Source organism: Acetobacter pomorum (assembly GCF_002738225.1).
GTDB lineage: Bacteria > Pseudomonadota > Alphaproteobacteria > Acetobacterales > Acetobacteraceae > Acetobacter > Acetobacter pomorum.
The window spans coordinates 78,941-102,687 of record NZ_PEBQ01000030.1 but is presented as its reverse complement, the minus strand read 5'-3'; the positions used below and the strand labels follow the sequence as shown (position 1 = coordinate 102,687).

Below are 23,747 nucleotides of genomic sequence, written 5' to 3'. Positions count from 1 at the left end.
TCGGCACGGAAAGCAGCGTTGCTATTTGCGGGTGCCCGGTAAAGAAAAAGTAAATCTACCACCCGTAGATAGCCCTGATTTTGCCATTGCGTATGTAAAGGCACTTGAAACCCTGAAAAATATGGAGCGTGAGCGTAAATATGCGCCGCGCTCCCTCTGTGATCTAATAGAGAAATGGTATGGATCACCGCATTTCTTGGGAATAAAGCCAACTACACAAGTAACATATCGCCGGATATTGGAATACATGAGAGCGCAGGCATATGCGCAGTTTCATGTTCTCAAGTTCAGGCCAACCCATATCAGGAAAATCTTGGAGGCGCGTGCATCTACGCCAGCGCGGGCAAACCATATCTTGCGGATGTTCCGCATGCTCTTTGCTTACGCCATAGAATTGGAATGGCTAGAGTCGGATCCAACCGTGGGAGTGAAGCGCCTAAGAACGAAAGAAGAAGGCGTGCAGGCATGGTCAGAGGAACAGATATCCCAATATGAGAAGCATTGGCCCATAGGCACACGCCAGCGGCTTGCATTCGCCCTGCTGCTTTACACAGGGCAACGGCGTAGCGACATTGTGGAACTAGGCAGCTTTTCTATCAGAGATGGTGTGCTGCGCTTATCTCAGATCAAAACAAACGCATATCTGGAAATTCCCGTGCATCCTGAGCTACAGGCCGCAATAGATGCCTGCCCATCATCTGGGACAACATTCCTGCAAACAGACAAGGGAAAGAAATTTTCCTCAAACGGATTTTACAATCAGTTTGTGAAGTGGTGCGCCCAGGCTGGTCTGCCTTCTGGATGTGCTCCGCATGGCATAAGAAAAGCTGCGGCTCGCCGACTAGCTGAAGCCGGATGCACAACACACCAGATTGCAGCAATCACAGGTCACACAACACTGGCAGAAGTTGAACGATATACAAAATCAGCCCAGCGTAAAAAACTGGCAGAAGATGCAATGGCCGCTCTACAGAGCCGGAAAATTGTCTAACCTAATTGTCTAACCTTGGGGAGAATGGCGGTTTACCGCTATTTTTTAGAAGGTGTGGTGAGCCGGGAGGGACTCGAACCCTCGACCATTCGATTAAAAGTCGAATGCTCTACCAACTGAGCTACCGGCTCACACCTTTTACCGTGCAAAACTTTATGTCTGCGCGATGGAGGTGTTCCTAAACGGATTACCTTGCCTCTGTCAAGCAGCAGAAAGAATTTTGTGCACTTCCAACAAAATCAGATGGTTTGGTTGGTTTCAGATACAAAAAAAGCGCCACCCCAATGGAGTGACGCTTTTTGCACAGATATGCGAAAAATCAGGATTTTTCGCCAACTGCCGGACGCATGCGAGAAATCCGGTCCGGATCCTTCACCATGCCGGACATGCCAGAACCATGTTTGATTTTATCTACGTTTTCCATGCCTTCAATCACTTCACCCACAATGGTGTACTGACCATCAAGGTGCGGAGAAGGTTCAAACATAATAAAGAACTGGCTGTTGGCACTGTTCGGATCAGACGTCCGAGCCATACCAATGGTGCCACGTTCAAACTTGGCTTTATTTGTAAACTCTGCGGGCAGATCCGGCAGTTTACTACCATGCATGCCTGTACCCGTTGGGTCACCGCCCTGCGCCATAAAGCCAGGAATAACACGGTGGAAAGGAACGTTATCGTAAAACCCTTCTGCTGCCAGCGTACGGATACGTTCCGCAGCTTTTGGCGCCAGATCCGGACGCAGTTTGATAATGACGCGACCGTGGGGGATATCCATATGAATGATATCGTTTTTATCTTCTGAAGACATCAGAAACTCTCCTTGTGTTTGTAACACCCAGTTATTTGCCACCGCAGGCAGAAACGTCTTTCCTATCAGCAAGATGCGCCAATAGGCGCGCCTGTGTGCCCGGTGTTACAAATTCCGAAATATCTCCACCGTAACTGGCAATCTCTTTGACCAGACGAGAAGAAATGAATTGAGTATGCTCCGAAGCCATAAGGAATACGCTTTCAATTCCGGCATCCAGCTTGCGGTTTACGCCGCTCATCTGGATTTCGTAATCAAAATCGGAAAGCACCCGCAGGCCACGGAAAATCAGTGTGGCACCAAGTTCCCGCACGGCTTTCACCAACAGGGAATCAAACGGCACCACCACAATTTCCCCACCCGTGTTTTCACGGATGGTTGGCAAGGCTTCTTCCACACAGGTAATCCGCTCATCTAACGGCATGAGCGGATTTTTACCCGGATTATGCGCAACACCAATAACCAGCCGATCAACCAGGCGCGAGGCACGTTCAATCACATCCAGATGGCCAACCGTTACCGGATCAAACGTGCCAGCGTAAAAGCCTACCCGCTTGGGCACGGAGCCTACGGGGGTGTTCATTCCCCCTCAGCCTCTCCTGCTTCATCTTCCCCATCATCCATAACAGGGAAAACACTGGTTACGCGCTCATCATCATTCAGGCGGAACAAGGTCACACCACTGGCCTGACGCGCCATGATACGCACCTGATCAACCGGCACACGGATAAGACGGCCCGCATCTGTTACCAGCATCACATCCGTGCCTTCCAACACGGGCAATGTAGCCGCCACTTCTTTCCCGCGCTTGTTAGCCGAGAACGTCATGTTGGTAATGCCTTGCCCACCACGTCCGCTTACACGGTAATCATACGCGGAAGAGCGACGCCCGAAGCCACCATCACTGACAATCAGCAGAATTTCTTCAGCTTCTTCGAGCTGTGCAAAGCGTTCCGGAGAAAGCAGTGCATCGGTGTTGCTGCCTTCTTCTTCATCCGAATCGACTTGCACGGTATCTGCATCTTCCTCAGCCGCTTCTGCTGCGTTTTCAGCTCGGCGCTTGGCATTGGCCATCCGCAAATAGGCCGAACGCTCTTCCACCGTTGCTTCAACATGGTTCAGCACAGCAAGGCTGATCACGCGGTCACCTTCTGCAAGGCGAATCCCGCGCACACCGGAAGACCCACGGCCCGCAAACACACGCAATGTGTCATCGGTAATCTGGAAACGGATACACCGCGCCCCACGCGTTGCAAGGAATACATCCTGCCCTTCCCGGCAGGTGGCAACGCCTATCAGGCTATCTCCCTCATCCAGCTTCATGGCGATCATGCCGGATGAACGGATATTGCGGAAATCACTCAAACGGTTACGGCGCACATTGCCACTGGCTGTTGCAAAAACCAGATGCAGGGCTTCCCACAGCTCCTCATCCTGCGGCAAAGGCAGCACGGCCGTAATGCTATCAGAACCCAGATCTGGCAACAGGTTCACCAAGGCGCGGCCTTTGGCAGCTGGCCCGGCTTCTGGCAGACGCCAGACCTTTTGACGATACACTTTACCGCCAGAAGAGAAGAACATCACCCACTGATGGGTGTGGGCATTAAAGGACCTTACAACAATATCATCGCCACGAGTGCTGGCACCTGTGCGGCCGCGGCCACCACGGTTTTGCGCACGGAACACATCCAGCGGCGTGCGTTTAATAAACCCTTCCCGCGTGATGGTTACAACCATCTGGCCCGGTTCAATCAGGCTTTCATCATCCTGATCTCCCGCATAATCTGCAATTTCGGTCATACGCGGGGTGGCAATTTCTGCGCGGGCTACGGAAAGTTCATCACGCAGTACTTCCATGCGGCGAACATGACTGCCGATAATTTCCAGAAGCTCGTTAATGCGCTGGGCAACTTCCGAGAGTTCCTGCTGGATCTTATCGCGTTCCAGCCCTGTCAGACGTTGCAGACGCAGTTCCAGAATACCGCGCGCCTGTGCCTCTGTCAGCCTTACCTTGCCATCCACAACTACGTTGCCGTCATCATGGATCAAGGCCAGCAAAGGTTCCACATCTGCGGCATCCCACTGGGCGGCCATAAGCGCTTCACGCGCAGCGGCTGCATCTGGCGCACCACGAATCAGCGCAATAACAGCATCAATATTGGCAACAGCAATCACCAACCCAACCAGAATATGCCCGCGATCTCGCGCCTTGTTCAGCTCAAACCGTGAGCGGCGCAGAATCACTTCCTCACGGAACGCAATAAAGGCTTCCAGCACATCCTTCAGGCCCATCAAGCGGGGCTTGCCACCATCCAGCGCCAGCATGTTCACGCCGAAGGATGTCTGAAGCTGGGTGAAACGATAAAGCTGGTTCAACACCACTTCTGGTGTGGCATCCCGCTTGATTTCAATGACCACCCGCATACCAGAGCGGTCAGATTCATCACGAATGTCGGCAATGCCTTCAATCTGCTTATTGCGCACCAGATCGGCAATACGTTCCTGCAAAGTGGCCTTGTTAACCTGATACGGAATTTCCGTAACAATAATGGCCTTACGGTCCTTACGGATTTCTTCAATATCCGCCTTGGCCCGAATAATAACGGCCCCACGCCCTGTGGCAAACGCACTACGAATACCAGAACGCCCAAGGATAATGCCGCCTGTGGGAAAATCCGGGCCCGGCACATATTCCATCAGATCATCAAGTGAGAGATCCGGGTTGGCAATCAGCGCCAGCGTGGCATCAATAACCTCAGAAGGATTATGTGTGGGAATATTGGTGGCCATACCCACGGCAATACCCGTGGCACCATTGATCAGCAGATTCGGGAATGTGGCAGGAAGAACGGTTGGCTCTTCTTCACTTTCATCATAGTTCGGCTGAAAATCGACCGTATCGCGGTCAATATCATTCAACAGAAATGTGGAAGCCTTGGCCAGCCGGGCTTCCGTATAACGCATGGCGGCGGGGCTATCACCATCCACCGAGCCAAAGTTACCCTGCCCGTCAATCAGCTTGACGCGCATGGACCAAGATTGGGCCATACGCACCATGGCATCATAAATCGAGGAGTCACCGTGCGGATGGTATTTACCCATAACCTCACCAACTGCGCGGGCAGATTTGCGGTAAGGTTTATCGTAAGTAAAACCACTTTCATGCATGGCATACAGGATGCGACGATGAACAGGTTTAAGACCATCTCGCACATCCGGCAGCGCACGGCTGACAATAACCGACATCGCATATGCGAGGTAGGAGGAACGCATCTCCTCCTCAATGGTTACGGGCAGAAGGTCTGAGGGTTCCGGTACACCCGGCTGGTCAGAAATCTCGGTCAAGGTTTATCCGCTCTGTCATGCTGCACGCTCCAGATTATGGAGCATGTGCCAAATCCACTTCTGCACCGGTTACCCGGCACTTGCAGAATATTTTCTAGCACACAAAACCCACACCACCTAGCGGCTGAAAGAGCAGACTTGCTTCAGGCAAAAGGCTGTGCCCATCATGCTGCACATTATAAGGAGTTCCCGCCATGCGCCTGCTCTTGGCATTACTGTTTCCGTGGTTTCAGTTTTTTACAATTGGTCGCCCGTTTTCGGGCATTATCTGTCTGATATTGCAGATAACTGTTATTGGCTGGATTCCGGCAGCCATCTGGTCTGTTTACGCACTTAACCAGTATGAAACAGATAAAAAGCTCTCTCGCATGGGGCGATAAAGCTCTTATCTCGAGTTCATAAAAAAGGCGGCCCCCATAGGAAGCCGCCTTTTTTGAAAAAACTTTTGCATTCACAAGGCTTAACGCCCTGTCATAATCCGATCAATCAACTGCTGCACCGTAGGTACAAACCCGTTAGCATAGAAAGGATCGGTCGCAAAACGCCAAGCATTTGTGCCACCAAACATCAGATTATGATCCAGAACCTCGGCTGCATCAGGCCCACTGGCATGCGCCACAGCCTGAAGTGTTTTCTGAATACAGAAAGAACGCGGGTCTGCCTTATGGCCCGTAGAATAATTGGGGCCACGCTGGCTCCAGTTAGAGAACTGACATTCTGACAAACAGCCCATACAATCGGTCTGATCTGCCAGAATTTCCCGCGCTCTGTCTGGTGTTACAAAAATCAGCGTGGAATCCTGCGTGCGCATGGCTTCTGTAAAACCTTGCCGTTCCCATTGCTGGATACGTGGCAGATCTTCCGCCTTTACAAACACTTCGCGCTTACGTGCACCAATGCCGTAAGATACGGTCAGATCCCCTTCCGCTGCTGTTGCAAAAGGAACCTGCCGTTCTGACCGCTCACGCAGTTCCTGCAGAAAACTGTTGTTCACCGCAGAAGAATAGAACCCTGTCGGAGAAAAACGGTTCAGATACACGTCACCCTTTTTTAGGGTCAGCAAACGTTGCTTCCATGCATCCGGAATGGGGCTTTCCTTCGTAAGCAGCGGACGTGTGCCAAACTGGAATACAATGGGGCCAAGCTCCGGATTATCAATCCAGTCTTCCCACTCTTCCAGCCACCACACACCACCTGCCATGATAATTGGCGTATTGTCTAACCCAAACCCACGCATAAGCTTACGCAAAGCCGCAACACGCGGATAAGGATCTTCCGGCTTTAACGGGTTTTCTGTGTTGGAAAGGCCGTTATGTCCCCCGGCACGCCAAGGGTCTTCATACACCACGCCACCCAGCAGGTCGGCTGATTTATGGTAAGCCCGCCGCCACAATGCATTGAAAGCACGTGCAGATGACACGATGGGATAATAATAGACCCCAAAACGTGTTGCAATTTCGGACAGCCGATACGGCATGCCCGCACCACATGTAAGACCGTGGATAAGACCCGGCGCACCTTCCAGCACACCGGTAATCACGCGCTCGGCTGATCCCATTTCCCACAGGATATTGGCATGAATCCGGCCTTTTCCGCCGGCCATTTCATGCGCCACGCGTGCTTGGGCAACCCCGCCACGAATAGCGTAGTCCACCAGTTCCTCATGCCGTTCACGGCGTGTGCGTCCGTGATAGATCTGGGGAACTGGTTGCCCGTTTTCATCATAACTATCTGCATTGACGATAGAAACCGTGCCCGCGCCACCTGCTGCAGCCCATGCCCCGGCCGATACGCCTGTGGAAACGGAAACCCCCTTACCGCCTTCTACCAGCGGTAGGATATCCACACCCCCCATGCGAACCGTATTGATCGCCTTCATGACCGTCCTATCGTTCCTGCAACTATTCGTATGGTTGAAACTGACCCGAAAAGGGATGCTTATTCAGCATCCCGACGGGGACCACGTGAGGGCTTTTCACCCACAGTTTCCGTGATATCCGCACCCGTGTTCTGATCAACAACACGCATGGACAGCTTAACCTTACCGCGATCATCAAAGCCAATGACCTTAACTTTCACGGTATCACCTTCCTTCACCACATCCGTGGTTTTACCAACGCGGCCCTGCGTCAGTTCAGAAATGTGTACCAGCCCATCACGCGCACCAAGGAAGTTTACAAACGCGCCAAAATCAGCGGTTTTTACCACCTTGCCATCGTAAATGCGGCCCAGTTCCGGTTCCGCCACAATACCGTTGATACGATCAATGGCTTTCTGGGCCTGATCATCAGAAGCTGCGGCAATGGTGATTGTGCCGTCATCCCCAATATCAACCTTGGCGCCAGAATATTCCACGATTTCGCGGATCACTTTACCGCCAGAGCCGATCACATCACGGATTTTTTCCCGCGGTACCTTCATGGTGGTGATTTTAGGAGCTGTAGAAGACACATTGGTGCGTGTTTCTGTCAGCGCCTTGCTCATTTCACCCAGAATGTGCATCCGGCCATCACGCGCCTGACCCAGAGCAATCTTCATGATTTCCGGCGTGATGGAGGTAATCTTAATATCCATCTGCAGGGCTGTCACACCCTGTTCGGTGCCAGCCACCTTGAAGTCCATATCCCCAAGGTGATCTTCATCGCCAAGGATATCGGACAGAACAGCGAAATCATCGCCTTCCTTGATCAGGCCCATGGCAATACCGGCAACCGGGCGCTTCAACGGCACACCAGCATCCATCAGAGCCAAAGAGCCACCGCATACGGTTGCCATGGAGGAAGAGCCGTTGCTTTCCGTAATTTCAGAAACCACACGCACTGTGTACGGGAATTCCTTACGGGAAGGCATCAGCGGATGAATGGCGCGCCATGCCAGCTTGCCATGCCCGATTTCACGACGACCCGGAGAACCGATACGCCCACATTCACCGACAGAGAAAGGCGGGAAGTTATAATGCAGCATAAAGTTGGTGCGGTATTCACCTTCCAGCGCATCAATAACCTGTTCGTCCTGTCCGGTGCCCAAAGTGGTCACAACCAACGCCTGTGTTTCACCACGAGTGAACAGGGAGGAACCATGCACACGCGGTAGAATACCCACTTCCGGCACAATCGGGCGCACGGTAACCAGATCACGTCCATCAATACGCTTGCCGGTTTTCAGAACGGAAGACCGCACCACATCAGCTTCCAGATCCTTGATCATCGGCTTAGCGGCGGCAACATCCAGCTCATCTGCGGTCAGCTTTTCAACAATCGCTTCACGCGCGGCTTTCAGCTTTTCGTAGCGAACCTGCTTCTGCTTTTCCTTGTAGGCATCGGCAATCAGCTTGCGGCCAGCCTTTTCGACCTGCTTGCGCAGCTGCTGTTCTTCCTTGGTGGGTTCTGCCAGTGGCCACGGTTCCTTAGCAGCATGTTCTGCCAGAGAAATAATGGCATCCAAAACCGGCTGGAAAGCTGTATGACCAAAGGTTACGGCCTCCAGCATGACATCTTCAGACAGTTCGGAAGCTTCGGATTCCACCATCAGCACGCCTTCTGCCGTGCCTGCCACAACCAGTTCCAGATCGGAATCTTTGATCTGATCCTGTGTGGGGTTCAGGAGGAATGCGCCATCCTTAAAGCCAACGCGGGCAGCGCCCACGGGGCCGAAGAACGGAATACCGGACAAAGTCAGCGCTGCGGAACAGCCAATAAGCGCAGGAATGGAAGGATCATTTTCCATATCGTGCGTCAGCACTGTTGCAATCACCTGCACTTCATTGCGGAACCCTTCGGGGAACAGCGGACGCAGCGGGCGGTCAATCAGGCGGGAAACCAGTGTTTCATTTTCAGAAGGACGACCTTCACGCTTGAAGAACCCACCCGGAATCTTACCCGCAGCGTAAGCTTTTTCCTGATAGTTCACTGTCAGCGGAAAGAAGTCCTGACCCGGCTTTACGTCCTTTGCGCCAACGGCGGTGCACAGCACAACGGTTTCACCATAGGTAACCATCACGGCGCCATCAGCCTGACGAGCAACCTTGCCGGTTTCCAGAATCAGCGGGCGGCCGCCCCATTCAATCTCTTTGCGATAGTAGTTAAACATTCTGTAAGCCTCTGTTTTTATTTCACTTCAGAGCCACAGAACAACAGGACAGACCGGCTGGGCGGACAGCGCCTCGGACGGCATGGTGACTGGCGGAACAAACCTCCCAGGCGCCATGTGGTCGGAAACGCCGTGGCTTACCGGGCACGAAACGCCCTGATGTAAAACCTGTGGCTGTATCCAATATGGTAACGCCAACAACCAAGTGCTAGCGAAAATCCCGAACGGACAAAAGGATCATACGTATGTATTCCTCTTGCCCGTCCGGTAAGCCGTTTTTAGCGGCGCAGGCCCAGACGGCCAATCAGCGTTTCATAACGCGTCTGGCTCTTGCCCTTCAGGTAGTCCAGCATGCTGCGGCGACGACCAACGAGAATCAGCAGACCACGGCGGGAATGGAAGTCCTTCGCGTGGGTCTTCAGATGTTCGGTCAGGTTGTTAATCCGTTCGGTCAGGATCGCCACCTGCACTTCCGGGGAGCCCGTATCACCCGGTGCAGTCTGGTATTCAGCAATAACTTGCGTGCGACGTTCAGCAGTAATCGACATCACATGTCTCCATCAAAAAACATATCAGGTTTTAGAGAATCCGTACCGGCTTCAACCATCCATCTTCCAGGCGGCCAATACCCAGCACGTGCTCACCGTCCATGACACGCACAACACTCTCCTCCCCGACGGTCTGTGGGATACGCCCCATCAGATCAACAAGGCCAAGAGCCTGCCCGTGCCGCAGCAGAACCGCTTCATCCTGTGTCAAGGCCAGCGCCGGGATGTCGGCCAGCGCGGTCGAGACCGGACGCAGAAGTTCCGGTGAAGCATGGGCGTTGTCGTCGTTTGGGGTGATTTTGTCCAGCACAATCGCATCGGCTTCTGTAAAAGGCCCCACACGTAGGCGGCGCAGCACGGTAATATGCCCCACTGTGCCACATGCCAGAGCCACATCACGCGCCAACGCACGCATATAAACACCCTTGCCGGATTCGACCTCAAACACTGCTGTATCCCGATCTGGCCGTTCTATCAGCTCAAACCGGTCCACCCGCGCTGGCCGTGGCGGCAATTCTGGTGGGCGTCCCGCCCGCGCCATATCGTAGGAACGCTCTCCCCCCACTTTCAAGGCTGAGAAAACAGGAGGAACCTGCATGATATCACCCGTCAGCGCAGGAAGGGCCGCCCGCAATTCCGCATCAGATGGGCGTATGTCAGATGTGGCAATCACCTCACCATCGGCATCATCGCTATCACGCGCTTCTCCCATTTTAAGAGTGAAGCGATACACTTTGGTGCCGTCCATTACATAAGGTACAGTTTTTGTGGCTGCTCCAAACGCCAATGGCAATAAGCCCGTTGCCAACGGGTCCAACGTGCCACCGTGCCCTACTTTTTGCGCATCAAACAACCGCTTGGCACGTCCTACCACCTGCGTTGATGTCATTCCGGAAGGCTTGTCTACTATAAGCCAGCCGTTAAGTGGCCGCCCACGTCTGCGTCGCATGAAAACTCCCGTATGCGATGTACCAATTACCATGCAGCAGCCCAGAACGGCTTAGCCAGAAGGTTTTCGCGTTAGTACAATACTCATGAATGGAAGATATATATTTCCCCCACGGCGCAGCATGTAACCGAAGGTCAGCATGCCTTGCAATGCTGCTCCCAAGCGCAATGCTGGCTTGTTAAAAAAGATTGCCAGCTAACTATTTGTTCTTAAACCAAGGCAAACCCACGGCTTGTTGGTTCTTACACGTGTGAACCAAAGGGGCTGGTCATAGGCTTGCCTGTGCCGTAATGTCGCCACCAAATTATGGTTGATCAATCCTCCCCTTCCAGTCCGCATGCGGCTGCCGATACACCTTCGTGGTCTCTTCAGAACACGGCAGATGGCATTTGCCTGAACATTGAAGGGGCATGGACAGTTCAAGCTGGGGGCACAACGCCTTTCCCGCAAGACAAACTGCCCGTAGAACCTGGCCATATTCTGCATGTGAACACCACCGGGCTACAAAATTGGGATTCAGCCTTTGTTGCCTTTTTGTGGGATGTCAAACAGGCCGCCAGCAAGGCACAACTCCACTTTGATGAACAAAACCTCCCCGCCCCGGCACAAAGGCTTTTAGCCCTCCTCCCCGATGCCCCGGCACAACCTGCTCAGCCACCACACAATAACGAAGGCATTTTTGCACGTGTTGGTGAAGCAACACTGAATGGCTTGGCTGAAACAGGTACGGTCAGTGAACTCGCCCTGGATACGGCGCTGGGTGCAGCAAAAGCCGTGCGCGGCAAAAGTGCCATGCGCATGAAAGACCTGCTGCTGGATATCTGGAATGCCGGCCCGGATGCCCTGATTATTGTAGGGATTGTTAATTTTCTGGTTGGCGCCATTCTGGCTTTTGTTGGTTTGGTTGAACTACGTAAATTTGCTGCGGAAATTTACGTTACTGATCTGGTGGGTATTGCCTGCGCCCGTGAAATTTCTGCCATCATGACGGCAATTATCATGGCTGGCCGAACTGGTGGAGCTTATGCTGCCCGCATTTCCACCATGTTGGGGAATGAAGAAATTGATGCCTTACAGGTGTTTGGCATTCCCATCTCCAGCTACATTCTGCTGCCATCCATAGTTTCCCTCGCTCTCATGATGCCGCTGCTTTATCTTTACGGCACCATTATTGCGATATTTGGCGGCTTTGCCGTTTCTATGAGCATGATGGACGTTTCCCCCATCGGCTACTGGATTTCGACCTTTGATGGTGTGGACCTGAAGGAATTTATATTCGGGTTTATCAAATCCTTCTTTTTCGCCAGCTTCATTGCTCTGGCTGCCTGCCGTGTGGGCCTAAAAGCCGGACGCAGTGCTGCTGATGTTGGTGTTGCTGCTACACGCGCCGTTGTTATTGGCATTGTAGGCATTATTGCCATGGATGCCATTTTTGCCGTGATAGCCAACGCGCTTGGAATCTGATGATGTCTGACGCAGAAACCCTTATTGCCGTTCGCGATTTGCAGTTATCGTTCGGCCCCAAGATCATTCAGCAACATGTTTCCTTTGATCTGAAGCGTGGTTCTATTTTTGCCATTATGGGCGGTTCAGGCTGTGGCAAGAGCACCTTACTTAAAAGCATGATCGGGCTGCTGCGCCCCACCGCCGGGCAGATTTTGGTAGATGGAGAAGATTACTGGGCGCAATCCGATGCCCGCCGCACGGATATCAATCACCGATACGGTGTGCTGTTTCAGAGCGGTGCTTTGTGGAGCTCCATGACGGTAGGAGAAAACGTCGCCCTGCCTTTGGAGATGTTCACTTCGCTTAAGCCCGACACCATTCGGCGTCTGGTGGAACTCAAGCTCGGGTTTGTGGGCATGGAGCAGGCGATTGATCTGTTTCCCTCCGAAATATCCGGTGGCATGTGCAAACGCGCGGGCCTTGCACGCGCCATAGCTCTGGAACCCGATATTCTGTTTTTTGATGAACCCTCCGCAGGACTGGACCCCATTACGTCTGCCCGTCTGGATGATCTGATCCTGACATTACGGGATGGGCTGGGGGCAACCATTATGATTGTCAGCCATGAGCTACCCAGCCTGTTTGCCATTGCAGACGATGGCATCTTTTTAGATGCCAAAACGCACACTCCCATTGCGCATGGTTCACCGCGCGCACTGCATGATACCTGCAAGATTCCTGAGGTAACGGCTTTTATGAACCGATCTGCCTCTATTCCCTCCGCAGACAAGACAGAAGGCTGAACGGCATGTCTCAAAGCACAAACCGGAAAACTCTGATCGGCGCGTTTGTGATCCTTGGCGGCTTGCTGGGCCTGTTCATTATCATGGCATTTGGTCACATGCGCTTTTTCACACCCTCGCGTGAAGCGGCCGTTGTGTTCCAAAATTCCATTACCGGCCTTTCCGTAGGTGCACCTGTAAACTTCCGCGGCGTTAAGGTGGGAACAGTGAAAAGCATCACGCTGCGGTTTGATCCCCAAGATCGTAAAGCTTACATTCCCGTTGTGCTTACGCTGGAACCAGATCAGATCCATGTGGTAAAAGACGTGCCAGGGGGCACAAAAGTTAGTATTCAGGAAATGATCAGCAATGGTTTGCGCGCCGAACTGAACCTGCAAAGCTTTGTAACGGGGCAATCCAATATTGAGCTGGATTTTGATAAATCCGTTGCACCTGTTCTGCACCCGCGCATTACCAATCTGCCAGAAATTCCTGTCCGTCTTTCCACTATGGAAAAGCTGAAAGACACCATTGGCCAGATTCCCATCAAGGATATCAGCCACCATGCTGATCTGGCCCTGCTTTCCATTACCTCCTTGAGCGATCATTTGCGTGAGGATCTTCCACCGCTGATTTCCAGCGTGAAGGAAACGGCTGATCGTTCCCACGAGACTGTGCAGGCCGCAACAACAGCCATTAAAGACCTACAGGCCAAGCTGGACGTCACACTCCTGAAAATGGATAAGCTGATGGATACCGGAACTACACAGCTTGATGCCCGCGGCAAGGATCTGCACGCCACATTGGCTTCTGCGACAAAAACGCTGGATTCCTTGCAAGATATCCTCTCGCCACGTTCTATCGACCGAGCAAATCTGGATGCTTCTTTGCGTGATATTGCTGCTGCTGCGGCCTCTCTACGTGGCTTCGCCAGCGATGTGGAACGTAACCCGCAACTTCTGCTGATGGGACGTCGCCCATGATGTCATCTTCTCGCCGTATCGCCTTGGCTTTCTTGGGGGCATGCACGCTGCTTGCAGGTTGCGCCTCTCCTCCTCTGCGGCTTTATACGCTTGGTATGCCGGGAGATCGGGATATCCAGCAGCCCCATCTTTCTGCCCGCCTGACCACCATAGAAATCAGCCGGGCAGTGTTGCCTGATTATCTTGATAGTCAGGACATGATTACCCGACAGGGAGAAGAGGTTATTCGTAGTCCACGCTCTCGGTGGGCAACACGTCTTTCCCTTGGCATTACAGATCTGGTGACAAATGAGATTGCATCTTCTCACCCCAATGAGCTGATTACTGACCAGCCATTGGCTGATGCCGCCAATATGCGCGTTCAGATTAACGTTTCACGCTTTGATGTGAATGTGGATGGACAAGCAATTCTGGATGCAAACTGGGCTGTTATTCCACGAGATCCTAAAAAGCCACTTATCCGCAACCGTGCACATCTGACAGCAACCGGATCTGTTTCTACAGATTCCGATACAGCAGCACTTATGCGTAAGCTGGTTATTCAGCTAGCCGATCAGGTGAATCTCTCTATTCCATCAGCACAGTAAAACACTTACCCGGTATAACCCCCTGCTTATATCTATAAGCAGGGGGTTATACTTGGCTGCATTACCCTTGCGTTTTTCTTGCAGAAACAGATTTGCGTGATTTTGCAGAAGTTTTCTGAACAGGCGAACGTACTGCTTTTGGCGCGGGAAAGGGCACTACTTTTTTACTGCCACGCGCTGTGCCAGTTTTACCCTCAGTTTTGCGAGTGGTAACACGACGCTTTACTGGCTTTGTTACAGTTTTTGCTGGCTTTTCTTCCACTTCAACTGCGTTTTGACGTGGAAGCTGAACTTTAGCCTTATGTGTTGCAATCACATGCTCAATAAGATTTTCATACTCGGCCAGGTATGCCTTGATGCAGAGCGTATGCTCAGCTTTTTCTCTTACCGCCCGGCGCAAACGCGTTGCTAAAGGTTTGTTACGTAGCAGTTCCAACACCCCAGATGCGATCTTGTCTGGCTCCGTAAACGGCACAAGTATTGCGGTTTCCTGATCTGTCAGAAATTCCTGCACAGGCGCAGTCGCGCTTCCCACAATGGCACACCCTATGGCCATGGCCTCCCGCAATGACCACGATGCCACAAATGGGTATGTAAGGTACACATGGGCATCAGACCGCTGCAAAAGCCGCAGAAAATCACGGTAATCAACTTTCCCGACAAAGTGCACCCGAGACAGGTCTAGTTGCCCTTCCAGTTCCTGGAGCATTTTCTCCCGCCAGCATCCAGATGCCAGTGGTGCTCCATAACTGACACCATCCCCGCCAACCATGATAACATGCGCATTGGGCTCTTCCTCTAAAATACGAGGTAATGCACGCATAAACACATGAAACCCACGGTAAGGTTCCAAATCGCGCGAGACATAGGTAATCAGCTTATTCTTGGGCGTAATTTTAATATCACCCAAATTGAATGTTTTTTTGGCAAGTTTTGGGTCTGGTTTGCAAGCATCCAGATCCACCCCTTCACGCAACACAGAAATCTTATCTGCGGCCCATGCGGGATAAGCGCTTTTCTGAAAATCTGTTGGCGTTTGGCCATAACCTGGTGCGGTAAGGGCCAACAGGTTAATGGCATTCTTGGCCCGCACAATGGGTAGCATCTGTGGCTGCAGGGGAAATTCGGGGTCAAACCCTACATCAAACCCTGGTTCTGTATGATAATAGAACTCGAAATATCCTAATACTGGTACATCTGGGTAAACATCCTGAATATTCAGCAGTTCTCCCCATCCATGATGACCAATAATAATATCAGGGTGGAAGCCTAGATTTTTGAGCGTACGCGCGGCTCTTTCCACTTCACTGGCCCGTACCATCCCCATATCCAGCTCACGCACAGCCAAATGGGCCTGTACAGCAGCCCCCCGTGGCATACGGTACCTGACACGCCGCACACCTTTAATAACATTTTGGTTGTCTTCACTAATGAAAACAACTTCATTATTATCATTTTGCACCAGATGACGCACAATGTGCAGATACTGGCCAGGAAAGTTTTGATGAATAAAAAGGTATTTCAAACTTGCACCTGCGTGCTGCTCTCATCACAAATAAAAACAGGCCTGATACTTAAACCAGGCCTGTCCCTAAAGTATTTTAGCTACGAGAAGGTTTCCGCCCTCTTGCTCCGCCACGCCCTGTTGTTTTCGGCTTTGCTGTTTTCTGGCTGGCAGAGCTGGCACGACGAGGTTGCGCTTTAACCACACGCTTTACCGGCTTTGCTGGCTTTTCTGGAACTTCTTCAATTTCAGCTATAATCTCTTCTTCAATCAGTTCTTCTTCACTTTCCAGAACGTCAGATTCCAGCTCTTCTATTTCCTCTTCCAAAAGAGCGGCTAGGTCTTCAGATGCATTCCGTTTTTTCTGGCGACTACGCGGCTTGGCTTCGCTTTCTTCAGCACGCGGCAGAATTTCAACAAGAAAAGCTTCCAAAGGTGCAAGGCTCTCAGCCTCTATGGGCTCACCATTATCAACCGGGCCAATCTTGGTGCCATCAGTAAAACTGGCCGTAACGCGGCAAATGAATTCTTTAGCGGCAGCCCCTTTCAGTCTTACACACAAACCCAGAATGGGGAGCGCCATACCCCGGCTGCCGCAATACTGGCCACTTTCCACCCATGGAGACAGCCATCCCTTACCCAGAACAGCTTGGTATTCAATATCTTCGGGCTTAATCAGATGCGTGGGTGCAATACCGAATCCTTCAATCCAGGACTGGCTTCCTGGAACACCCATCCATTCACCCAGCATCCCGGTCACATCACCGCGCCGTTGAATATGAGCGCCAACTTCTGGCTTACTCTGAGGCGCTACAGATGTTTTTGCTGGTTCTGCCGGTGCCAAAGTTGGCGCTGCAACTGGCTGCAGATTAGAATTAGAATCAGCTTCCGCACTTAACTGAAGAACTTGCAAACGCGGCGCAGGGTGCTGCGTGGTCATTTCCTGATAAATGGTAATCATGACCTGTGCTGGCCCACGCAGCACGCGCACCAAGGCAGCATTATTTCTGCCACCTAACCAACCATCCTGCTCAAACGTTACAATCTGAACGTTGCCTGGAGCAGACGTAGGAGAAAGAGAAACACGCACGCCAGGCAAACCGGCTTGTGTGGGCGGCTGCTGACCTGCAGCATGACTGATACAGAACAGACCGGTCTGGAGTGTCATCAGATGACCTGTGACTTTCAGATCAGTAATCCGCTGCTGGTTTCCCTGAGACATAAAACCTCTTCCATCCTAAATTTTCGGTTGAAGTGTAAAACAAAAAACGCCTGAACGTAAAGAAAGAGTTAGGGAGATGAAAGCCTTCTTTTTCTCTCCATCTCCTTGCCTTTTACCAGTAATTTTTTATTCAGCTCTTGTATAGAAATATCCAACGCCAAAACCTCCCCTAACCCGGTGGCACGAATACGCTCGGCTGGCGCTCCCAAATCAAACGCCACAACGTGCAATCCGGCTTTCCAGATATCTCCCAAGGCAAAACACCACGTTTCGGGCCATACAGATGGAAGGAAGGCAATATCTGCATCAACTGCATGAATTAAAGAAACAACTTCTTCTTTACGGAACTCACCCGTTACAAAAATACGCCCTGTTTTTAACAATGCTGCATCATCAGACGTATGCCCCACCACTACAAATTCCAAAGGCAAATTGCGTAAAGCGGCATCCACACCAGCTTCCAGCAAAATGTCGTAACCTTTTTCCGGGCCTATGCCGCCCACCACACATACCCGCACACGTGGCTCAACACGTTTAAGCCCTTGTGCAAAAAACGCGCTTGCCAGAGCTTTGTTCCGATCTATGGGTTTTGGAATATGAAATTGCTTTTTTAAAAGGCTGTCTTTTTCAAGCTCGTGAACAGAAAAGGAAATATCCGGAAAATATTTACGCATTCTGCGGGCAGCATCATGCGATGGCACAAAAACTTGATCAGCCTTTTGTAAAAAAACATGTGCAGTCTTGCGATAGTCTACAATGCTGGAAGTATCATCAACACGCCTCCCCAACATCGCCACACACACATTGCACACGGCCACATCAGGTTCACCACAATAACGTTTTTCCAACCCCATCAGGGAAATGCGTGGGCAGAACCAAATATAATCATGCACAAATACTTCATACTTACATTTTAAATGTGCAGGCAGACGCATAACCTCTTGGTCATGACCTGCAACCTGATGAATTTCAATCCGTTCCACACCTTCTGCATGCAATAGCCGCCGTAACAACGGCATATCTTTACCAAATGCAAAACATAATGAAGGATACTTTTGCTGGCTTCCCCCATCTTCCAGAACGTATCCTTGTTCAGATGGGCGCAAAATCAGTGGACGCACTTTCTGATGGCACCAGAAAGCAACGCGTTCTTGCACAACTTTTTCCACACCACCGCCTACGGCGTGTGTTACCAATAATACCGCTTGATCCGAAACATCTTCTGCACGATCATTTCTAAACCGTACAAGATCAAAACGCCGACGCTCCGGGAACAAAGGGTCTGTCGCAATCCAACGTGCAATAAGTTCATGATATCCGGGGTGCAATTGTTCCAGAACCTTTTGGTTCCGCTGCATTAAGGGACTACCACTTTCCCCAAACGAACTGCTCCCAACATGTGCAACAAACACACCTGTGGCAGCCATATGCTTCCACCCCAAGGCACGGGCACGCATACAGAAATCGTTTTCTTCCCCATACCCCTGTGCAAACAGGTCCTCACGCAGCAAGCCTGTTTGTTGTAAACAGTCGTGCCGGATATACATGCAAAATCCATGAGCCGTCGGAACCTCCACAGTGCGCCCTGCATTGGCCGCCTGTGCCAGTTGCATGAACTGCTCTGTTTCCTCCTGATCCGGTAAAGGATTTGTACCTTTTTTATCCGGGTAAGAAAAAATACTGGCATCATTGGAAAACGGAGTCACTGTTCCTGTATCGGCCGCGTGATAGGCAAGTTTTCGCAACGCGGCCAACCAACCTGCTGGCACCAGCGTATCACTGTTCAGCAACACAACATCATGCGTATCTATATGACGCAAAGCTTCATTTACGGCACACGGAAAGCCACCATTATGTGCTCTTTCCAAATATCGAAAGCCTGCCTGTTTACAAAACGCAATGACTGAAGACACCAGATCCGGTTCTGGGGAAGCATCATTCACCACCCAGACCTGAGGCACAGACGTGCCTTTCAAACTCGCGCGCACGCTCTTCAAACAGGCAAGAGTGCATGGGGTATTTTTAAAAACTGGGATAATAACAACAGTTTCTGCTTGCCCTCCGGAAACTTTAGGTATCGTATTCCTTTCCGCTGTCACTGGAATAGGTATCAATTCTGGCAGAACCACATGCTTATAGGCGGATGCTTCTTCTTTGGTCTGGGCTGCCACATAGTGAGCAATCTCACTAGCGGCACAACGCATCATGGTTGGGTTTATTGGACTTCCCGCAAGATCTTTTCCATCTGGCCCAACTATTCTTACCGGACCATCAGGCAGAGCAGTAAATGGAATATTCAGAACTCTATATCTTGCTAATGGCTTTTCTGAACTAACAGAATCACAAAAACTTTCTGCGTGGAACGTTAAAATTTTCTTGTTGGTTTGTGCATCCAAAATCTCCAGAACAGGTACAGTGTCTGAATCACGCGGCAACCATACCCATCCTGTCAGACCTTTTTCCCCAACATCCACTATCCCTTCACACTGAACAATCTGTTGGGGATATAATCCACCATTGGGAAAAATATTCCCTTGATCAGTTATGATGCATAGCGTGTGCGCTTGCTGCCAACCGGATGGACAAAACCATTTCTCCTTTTTACGTGTGGCTTTACGCACCTTGCCATCAACAACCAACTGCAATGCTGTTTTTGGTAATCCCGCACCTATAATTTGCCCATTACTGCGCACGCCCCACCAATGCGTAACACCGTTCAAACGGGTAATAACCTGTGCCAATTTTTCCACATCTGGAGTGCATGCATAATATGCAAGCAAATGCCGAATGGCATGCAAAGCCTGATATCCGGCTCCATGGGTCTGTTTTAACGTTGCCAGAAGACTCCAGCCTTCACGAAAATCAAATTTTTCTAAAAGCTTGTCTAAAAGTTCCAGCGCCTGCTCTGTTTGCCCAACCGCCTCACGCGCCAGAACCAATGCAAACATGACATGTGGATTATCACGCGCCTGTCTGTTTGCTCTTTCCAGCCAATTCCACGCCAGACTATACGCCCCCTCCTCCCAAGCTGCATTTCCCTGCTGAAAGGAGGCCTGCGCCGCTGCACTTGCATAGTGTTCAAGCGCTTTTCGATCTACCTCCACCACAAACCCTGCCTGCTGACTCTCAGACTGTTTCAGGTGGAGCATGAATATTTACCTACTTTTGAACATACTATCAGATATTGAAAACATCTTTATAATTTCGGATGTTTTCTTACGAAGATGCTGGCACAGTATTTTCAGGCTTAATTTTGGCAAGTTCAATACTTGCCTGTGCAATATTCTTCTTTTCAGCTTCACGATACCAATGGCGGGCAGCAGGCAGATCCTTGTCTCCACCAATACCGTTTGCCAGATAACGCCCTATCAGAAGTTGCGCCAAACCATGTTCATTGTTTGCCGCCTGTTGGAACCATGACCGCGCCAGCACCAGATCTTCAGGAATATCGTGTCCGCCCCCATACATGGCCCCAATAGAGAACATGGCATCCACATTGCCTGCTGCTGCAGCCTTTTCATACCATTGCAGTGCCTGAGAATGATCTTTTTCGCCACCCGTTCCGGTAATCAGTAAATGCCCATATGCAAGCTGGGCTTCTACCATTCCAGATTCCGCAGCCTTTTTTATCCATTCCCGCCCTTCTTCTGGATTTCGCGCAACGCCACGCCCCTGCAACAGCATACGGCCATACCAATACTGTGCATTTACGACGTTATCTGCGGCTTTTCGAATCCATTTAAGGGCTTCTTCTTCATTTTTCTGAATGCCTATGCCACGCGCAAGAGCAACCCCCACATTAAACGCAGCAAGAAAATCATTTTGTGTTGCAGCTTTAAGATAACTCTCTGTCACTTCTGTTGCATCAGCCGTTGGAATAACACCTGCCAGAGCCAGATTCCCCAATTCAGCTGTTGCTTCCTTATCTCCCTGCTCTGCCGCAATCTTAAACCATTGCGCCGCTGCCGCTGGATCTTTTGGCACACCAATGCCACGCAGATAAATATTACCCAGAGTACGACTAGAAGCCGCATGCCCATGATTTGAAGCAAAACGATACCAGGAAATTGCCTCAGCATAATTAGGGGGTAACTCTCCCCCACGGCCATGCATATCTCCCAAAATAGCGGCAGCTTCTGCATCCCCTGCCAAAGCTGCACGCCTTAACCAGGTTTCCCCCCGAATTGTATCACGGGCAACCCCTTTGCCAGATAGCAACGCCAAGCCATATTTTGCTTGCGCACCCCGGACTTTTTTTTCTGCTGCTTCTGCAAAATACTTTGTGGATTGCTGAATATTTTGCGGAACACCCAATCCACGTTCCGCCATAACTCCCATAAGGTACAAAGCCGTACCCATTCCGCCCTTAGCAGCCTTTTTAAGCTGATCTGCGGCAATACTATAATCTTCCTGCGTTTTTGCTTTGGCAAGTGCCGCAAGGCCAAGGCCCAAATATCCTTGTACACACCCTTTATCAGCAGCTTTCTGATACCAGATCAGAGCCTGTTCGGGGTCACGGATTTCTTCTGGGCCTGCTGTTAAAATATATCCATACAAAGCTTGTGCATCTACGTACCCAGCATTTGCTGCGCGCTCGGCCCATTCTGCCGCTTTGACAAAAGACGGCTCCCGCTTTGTCTGTTCTTCTGATGTATTGAAAATTGATAGAGATGTCTGCTCTTCCACCTCTGGTGGCAAGCCATACAAATACAATGTTGCTAAAATAAAAGAGGCCTGCGTCCAACCATTATTGGCAGCCCGGCGCATCCAGCGCGCGCCCTCCACCAAGTCTGGTGGAGCCCCTTGTGCGCTGAGATAACACTGCCCAACCAGAAACTGTGCTTCAGGATCATTTTCCCGTGCAAGAACAGCCAACTGAGCAAATGCATCAGCAGGCTTATCTTTCAAAAGCGCTTTGGCCTCTACAAGCCGGGTTTCAGCATCTTTACCTGACTTGCCAAAAAATTTCTGAAATGGTTTCCAGACCAAAGCTTTAACCCTTTGCTTTCAGAATATGATTTTGCCCTTTTTCTATCAGGGTTCACGCATTCCATTTGTCACCACCGGCACAAGTCTATTCAGCATATATTGCATGATAGTACGCTTGCCAACGCGAATATCTGCTGTAACCGGCATACCAGGCTGCGGATGAAAGAAGTTAGGCACCCCATGTAATGTATATTTATCAACCTTCAAACGAACACGATAAAAAGCCTTGGACGTATTGTCTGGCGTCATTTCATCAGAATTCGAGTCAGGCGTAAAAGCATCTGCACTAATGGTTTTCACTGTTGCATCTGCACCACCATATTGCTGGAAAGGAAACGTTGCAAATTTCACCAATGCCTTATTGCCCAGCTCTACAAAGCCCACATCCTGACCTGACATAACAGCCTCAATTTCCAACCCTTTCCCAACAGGAACAAGAGTCATAATTTTTTCAGCCGGGGTCACAACAGAACCAATGGAAACTTTGGCAATATTTAGCACAACAGCATCTTCATCCGCTTTAAGTGTAATCATGCTGCTATGTAAGACAGCTTTCTGATACTCACCTTTTGCTTCAGCAAGTTTATGCTGCGCTGTTATAAGGTCTCTATAAACTTCGGCTTTCCAGGTCTGCACATAACCTTCTTTTTCAGATATGGATGCAGCAAGCTTGTTCCGTGTAGAAGAAGCCTGTTGCTGTGCAGAAATCTGTGAACGTTCAACTTCCATCAAATCATTCTGCGCACCCAAAGTGGAAAGTCGGCTGCCCACTTGGTCTTTTTGCAGTTGCATCCGCATTTTATGTACATCTGCCGCCACTTTTGCACGTGCAGCAAACATTGCAGCATTTGCAACATATCCCTGCAGATCACTTTGCAAACTGGCAATCTGTTTATCGTAATTTTCAACCTTGGCATTAAATTCAGCCATGCGACGCATATAGGCTTCGCCCTGCGGCAATGCGGCAACATCATTCAGATCTGGCTTGTAATCTTTCCCGCTTGCTTCAGCCTGAAGACGGTCCACTTCAGCCTGATATTGATCCATCTGCGTTTTCAGATTTTCAGTATCAGCACCTGCTTGCGTAGGATCCAGATGAGCAAGAATATCACCTTTATGAACAAAGTCCCCTTCATGCACATCAATCGAACGTATGATGGATGTATCTAAAGGTTGCACCACCAAAGAAGGCTCACTGGAAACCAATCGACCTGCAGTAGAAACAACCCGATCAAGAGGAAACACTGTTATTCCTATCATGGAAAACAGTACCAGCCCGCCAATGATCCACACCAGATATTGTGCACTTGGCGTAGGAGGCATATTGACCAACGCTGCAGTTGGAGAATGAAACTCCAGCAACGCCGTAGGCATATCGCCTTGTGCATAGGGATCATCAGCCTGCTTCAGAAAATCATCTGAAGCAGGCATAATTTCTTGCTGCTGATTTTTATCCGATGGGCCTTGCGGCACAATGTGGGTATCCTGGTCGCTCATGAGA

Annotated in this window: 18 protein-coding genes and 1 tRNA gene; 6 read left to right on the top strand and 13 right to left on the bottom strand. The window is 50.7% G+C overall.

What is annotated here, in order from left to right; translation table 11 throughout:
- The first annotated feature begins 247 nt into the window (after positions 1 to 247).
- Positions 248 to 991 (top strand): tyrosine-type recombinase/integrase, encoded by a 744-nt coding sequence (locus CSR02_RS02575; RefSeq protein WP_167384080.1) that lies wholly within the window; start codon positions 248 to 250, stop codon positions 989 to 991.
- A gap of 55 nt (positions 992 to 1,046) precedes the next feature.
- On the opposite strand, the gene CSR02_RS02570 is transcribed toward CSR02_RS02575, so the two are convergent.
- The 4 genes from CSR02_RS02570 to gyrA form a co-directional block, all read right to left on the bottom strand.
- Positions 1,047 to 1,122: transfer RNA gene (locus tag CSR02_RS02570), tRNA-Lys, on the bottom strand.
- Positions 1,123 to 1,310: 188 nt separating this feature from the next.
- Positions 1,311 to 1,802: a peptidylprolyl isomerase gene (locus CSR02_RS02565; protein WP_014457518.1), complete on the bottom strand. Its 492-nt coding sequence runs from the start codon at positions 1,800 to 1,802 to the stop codon at positions 1,311 to 1,313.
- Positions 1,803 to 1,833: 31 nt separating this feature from the next.
- Positions 1,834 to 2,385: a pantetheine-phosphate adenylyltransferase gene (gene coaD / locus CSR02_RS02560; RefSeq protein WP_099540448.1), complete on the bottom strand. Its 552-nt coding sequence runs from the start codon at positions 2,383 to 2,385 to the stop codon at positions 1,834 to 1,836.
- Positions 2,382 to 5,147: a DNA gyrase subunit A gene (gene gyrA, locus CSR02_RS02555; RefSeq protein WP_099540447.1), complete on the bottom strand. Its 2,766-nt coding sequence runs from the start codon at positions 5,145 to 5,147 to the stop codon at positions 2,382 to 2,384. The genes coaD and gyrA overlap by 4 nt, the downstream gene beginning before the upstream one ends.
- 194 nt (positions 5,148 to 5,341) lie before the next feature.
- On the opposite strand from gyrA, the gene CSR02_RS02550 reads away from it, so the two are divergent.
- On the top strand, positions 5,342 to 5,527 hold the full coding sequence (locus tag CSR02_RS02550) for a YqaE/Pmp3 family membrane protein (protein WP_003624197.1): 186 nt from the start codon (positions 5,342 to 5,344) through the stop codon (positions 5,525 to 5,527).
- Positions 5,528 to 5,607: 80 nt separating this feature from the next.
- On the opposite strand, the gene CSR02_RS02545 is transcribed toward CSR02_RS02550, so the two are convergent.
- The 4 genes from CSR02_RS02545 to truB form a co-directional block, all read right to left on the bottom strand.
- On the bottom strand, positions 5,608 to 7,026 hold the full coding sequence (locus CSR02_RS02545; RefSeq protein ID WP_042788010.1) for an NAD(P)H-dependent flavin oxidoreductase: 1,419 nt from the start codon (positions 7,024 to 7,026) through the stop codon (positions 5,608 to 5,610).
- A gap of 59 nt (positions 7,027 to 7,085) precedes the next feature.
- Positions 7,086 to 9,236: a polyribonucleotide nucleotidyltransferase gene (gene pnp / locus CSR02_RS02540; RefSeq protein ID WP_042788009.1), complete on the bottom strand. Its 2,151-nt coding sequence runs from the start codon at positions 9,234 to 9,236 to the stop codon at positions 7,086 to 7,088.
- A gap of 278 nt (positions 9,237 to 9,514) precedes the next feature.
- Positions 9,515 to 9,784, bottom strand: coding sequence for a 30S ribosomal protein S15 (gene rpsO / locus CSR02_RS02535; RefSeq protein WP_014457520.1), 270 nt, complete (start codon positions 9,782 to 9,784; stop codon positions 9,515 to 9,517).
- Between the two features lie 31 nt (positions 9,785 to 9,815).
- Positions 9,816 to 10,733 (bottom strand): tRNA pseudouridine(55) synthase TruB, encoded by a 918-nt coding sequence (gene truB / locus CSR02_RS02530; protein ID WP_042788008.1) that lies wholly within the window; start codon positions 10,731 to 10,733, stop codon positions 9,816 to 9,818.
- Positions 10,734 to 11,039: 306 nt separating this feature from the next.
- Between truB and CSR02_RS02525 the strand changes: the two genes are divergently transcribed.
- The 4 genes from CSR02_RS02525 to CSR02_RS02510 are packed head-to-tail and all read left to right on the top strand — an operon-like array spanning position 11,040 to position 14,531.
- Positions 11,040 to 12,197: an MlaE family ABC transporter permease gene (locus CSR02_RS02525; RefSeq protein ID WP_042788006.1), complete on the top strand. Its 1,158-nt coding sequence runs from the start codon at positions 11,040 to 11,042 to the stop codon at positions 12,195 to 12,197.
- On the top strand, positions 12,197 to 12,982 hold the full coding sequence (locus CSR02_RS02520; RefSeq protein ID WP_042788005.1) for an ABC transporter ATP-binding protein: 786 nt from the start codon (positions 12,197 to 12,199) through the stop codon (positions 12,980 to 12,982). The genes CSR02_RS02525 and CSR02_RS02520 overlap by 1 nt, the downstream gene beginning before the upstream one ends.
- Positions 12,983 to 12,987: 5 nt before the next feature.
- Positions 12,988 to 13,944 (top strand): MlaD family protein, encoded by a 957-nt coding sequence (locus CSR02_RS02515; RefSeq protein WP_042788004.1) that lies wholly within the window; start codon positions 12,988 to 12,990, stop codon positions 13,942 to 13,944.
- Positions 13,944 to 14,531, top strand: a complete 588-nt coding sequence (locus tag CSR02_RS02510; protein ID WP_183172658.1) for a PqiC family protein — start codon at positions 13,944 to 13,946, stop codon at positions 14,529 to 14,531. The genes CSR02_RS02515 and CSR02_RS02510 overlap by 1 nt, the downstream gene beginning before the upstream one ends.
- Positions 14,532 to 14,592: 61 nt before the next feature.
- Here CSR02_RS02510 and CSR02_RS02505 read toward each other — a convergent pair whose 3' ends face one another.
- From CSR02_RS02505 to CSR02_RS02485, 5 genes are all read right to left on the bottom strand, one after another.
- On the bottom strand, positions 14,593 to 16,056 hold the full coding sequence (locus tag CSR02_RS02505) for a glycosyltransferase family 4 protein (protein WP_099540445.1): 1,464 nt from the start codon (positions 16,054 to 16,056) through the stop codon (positions 14,593 to 14,595).
- Positions 16,057 to 16,132: 76 nt separating this feature from the next.
- Complete coding sequence (locus tag CSR02_RS02500) at positions 16,133 to 17,257, bottom strand: hypothetical protein (protein ID WP_042787999.1); 1,125 nt, start codon at positions 17,255 to 17,257, stop codon at positions 16,133 to 16,135.
- Positions 17,258 to 17,325: 68 nt separating this feature from the next.
- Positions 17,326 to 20,406, bottom strand: coding sequence for a glycosyltransferase (locus CSR02_RS02495; RefSeq protein WP_244176723.1), 3,081 nt, complete (start codon positions 20,404 to 20,406; stop codon positions 17,326 to 17,328).
- A 67-nt stretch (positions 20,407 to 20,473) separates the two neighbouring features.
- A complete protein-coding gene (locus CSR02_RS02490) occupies positions 20,474 to 22,246 on the bottom strand; it encodes a tetratricopeptide repeat protein (RefSeq protein WP_099540443.1) in 1,773 nt (590 codons plus the stop codon).
- A gap of 45 nt (positions 22,247 to 22,291) precedes the next feature.
- A complete protein-coding gene (locus CSR02_RS02485) occupies positions 22,292 to 23,743 on the bottom strand; it encodes an HlyD family type I secretion periplasmic adaptor subunit (protein ID WP_042787995.1) in 1,452 nt (483 codons plus the stop codon).
- Positions 23,744 to 23,747 lie beyond the last annotated feature (4 nt).